General features: G+C 65.6%; 1 protein-coding gene and 2 pseudogenes. 1 reads left to right on the top strand and 2 read right to left on the bottom strand.

From position 1 onward, the window contains the following. Positions 1-576: 576 nt before the first annotated feature. Positions 577-720, bottom strand: a complete 144-nt coding sequence (locus tag FGL98_RS26610) for a hypothetical protein (RefSeq protein ID WP_246136743.1) — start codon at positions 718-720, stop codon at positions 577-579. A 49-nt stretch (positions 721-769) separates the two neighbouring features. Then, positions 770-1,153 (bottom strand): annotated as a pseudogene (locus tag FGL98_RS27335) (nitrilase-related carbon-nitrogen hydrolase); the annotation flags it as partial. Between the two features lie 83 nt (positions 1,154-1,236). Here FGL98_RS27335 and FGL98_RS24855 point away from each other — a divergent pair. Then, positions 1,237-2,401: pseudogene (locus FGL98_RS24855) on the top strand (IS4 family transposase). Positions 2,402-2,777 lie beyond the last annotated feature (376 nt).

Below are 2,777 nucleotides of genomic sequence, written 5' to 3' on the forward strand. Positions count from 1 at the left end.
AGAAGGCGTCATTCAGCACTCGGTTACCGGACCCCGGAGCAGGCCGAGAAGGACTGGTACGAGACGCATTCCGCCGCATAGAAATACTGGATATCAACTGTCCGAATTTTGGCGGGCGGCTCAAGTCTCGTTCGGCGACCAGCTTCCGGTTGAGGTTTACCAGGGTGGCGACGCGGTCGATGAGTTCCGCTCGTTGGGGTCCTTCGATCTCGGTGCCGAGTTGGAGTCGGAGCCTGGCTCGGAGCTTGTCGTGCCCGGCGCGCAGGCGGCGGATCTCGGCGCGGGCGAGGGGCAAGGTCGGTGCGTGCGCTTTCGGGGGGTAGTCGTCCCGGCGTCGTCGCGGGCATGCGATGGCGGCGCGGTGGCCTGTCGGTCGCGGGCGGCGTCCAGGTGGTGTTTGAGGTCGTCGGAGTAGACCAACCAGGTGGATACGCCTGCGGTGGCGGCGACCGCGCCGGCGGTGATCGGGGTGCTGGCGGTTTCGAGTGCTTCAATCGCGGCGAGGACGCGTTGGCGTTTGGCGCGACTGTCCTTTGGCGCGGGCGGCGCGGAGCCCGGCGGTCCTGTCGGCTGGGCTCATGCCGGCGCCGCCGGGGTGATCGGCACGATCGGTAGCTGTCGGGCGGCGCGGGCTCGGCGGAGCAGCTTGCTGGCGGTCTCGACCTCGGTGCGCTGGTCGTCGGGCATCTCGTCCAGGCGTGCTCGCATCGTGTCGCGCACGGTGTACGTGCCCCTCAGGGGACAAAAGCGCCGAGGTGTTCCAGAGCCCGCGGTCCTCGGGACCGCGGGCTGACCCTTCGTCGGCCTTCTCAATGATCGAGCCCGCATGTATCCATGTGTGCATTTTCCTGGCGACGCTGGACAACTGCGCCACCGTGGCGCCGTCCAGCAGCTCGGCCGTGCTCGTCCATGAACTTGAAGCGAACCCGCCATGCGCCCACAACTCGGGTAGGACGATCAGATCTGGGCGTTCGACCTCGCGGATCCACTCACATACCCGACCGACACGATCGGCGAGGCTTTCATCATCCCCATACGCGATTTGGAACAAGGCAACGTCGACACGGGTCACTTGGGTCTGTCCTCCCCCCACCACTTCGGCGGCCAGCCCGCTCCTCGCCACAACGCAGGCGGAGAAGGAGCCCTTAATCACAGTACCGTTCAGTTAGTGTTACAGGGGTGTAGTTTGGAGTCATGCCTTGAGTTGGATGGACGAAGCCGGAGTCGGACCGTCGGTTGTCGGATGTGGTGTCGGTAGGTGTGCTAACGCGGGTGTTTCCGCCAGATCTGGTGGATGAGGTGATCGAGGGGGCTGGGGCGTAGGCAGCAGCGGTCCCGGGTGCTGCCGGCGCGGGTGATGGCGTACTTCGCGGTCGGGATGGCGTTGAACTCGGATGGGTCGTATGAGGATGTGCTGGCCCAGCTGACTGATGGACTGGCGTGGTCGAGCCGGTGGCATCAGGAGTTCGTGATGCCGAGCAAGTCGGCGATCTTTCAGGCGCGAGCCCGGTTGGGGGCCGAGCCGGTGCGGGCGTTGTTCGAGCGGGTCGCGGCACCGCTGGGTGGCCCGGACACGCCGGGAGTGTGGCTGGCCGGGCGGCGGATGGTCGCGATCGATGGGACGTGTCTGGATGTGCCCGACATGGCGGTCAATGATGAGTTCTTCGGCCGGCCCGGGACGGGCAAGGGTGAGAGGTCGGCGTTCCCGCAGGCGCGGATCGTGGCGGTGGCCGAGTGCGGCACGCATGCGTTGCTGGCCGCGCGCGTCGGCCCGTACCGCGACTCCGAACCGGTGCTGACCGAGGAGCTGCTCCCGGCGATGGAGCCAGGGATGCTGGTGCTGGCCGACCGGGGGTTCTTCTCGTATGCGTTGTGGCGCATGGCGATCGCTACCGGCGCGGACCTGGCGTGGCGGGTTCGCACGGATGAGTTCGGGCCGAAGCCTCATCATGTACGGGACCTTCCCGATGGGTCCTGGCTGGCTCACCTGCAACCCGCGAAGGATAAGACCTACGAGCCGATGCTGGCCCGGGTGGTCGACTACACGATCGATGACGGGCGAGACAACCCGGAGGTCTACCGGCTGATCACCACCATCCTTGACCCCGGTGAGGCATCGGCCGAGGAGCTCGCGCTGGCCTACGGCGAGCGTTGGGAGATCGAGTCCACCTTCGATGAGCTGAAGACCCACCAGCGCGGTCCGCGGATGGTGCTGCGATCCAAGTCGCCCGATCTGGTGCTGCAGGAGATCTGGGGCCACTTGTGCTGTCACTACGCGATCCGGTCTCTGAGGGCCGATACCGCAGCCGGAGCCGCCCGTGACCCGGACCGGGTCTCATTCGTCGCCGCCCTGCGTATCAGCCGCCGCTCCATCGCGCAGGGCGCTTTTTCCCCCTCATGACCGTGAGTGCCTGTGGCACAACGCTATCCGACAGCTATTGACCAGGCTCAACCCGACACGACGAGCACGATCCAACCCCCGAGTAGTCAAACGCAAATACACCAAGTGGCACGTCAAACGCGCCCATCATGCGATCTGGACACAACCGACCGGGGAACCTACGGTCGCTGTTCTCGACCCTAACTGAACGGTATTGCCCTTAATCATGGTCCCCGTGTACCAGCTCATCATCGTCTGGCGGCGCCTCAAGCACGCAGGATGGGTACCCGGTCAGTAAGTGTGGCGGAGCGTTCGATCTCGCGGTGGGTTACACGTGCGCCGATCTGTATCTCGTTGCCGCGATCTTTGATCCCGGTCAGGCCTGGCACGTACTGCA

This window comes from Leekyejoonella antrihumi (assembly GCF_007845645.1).
Lineage (GTDB): Bacteria > Actinomycetota > Actinomycetes > Actinomycetales > Dermatophilaceae > Leekyejoonella > Leekyejoonella antrihumi.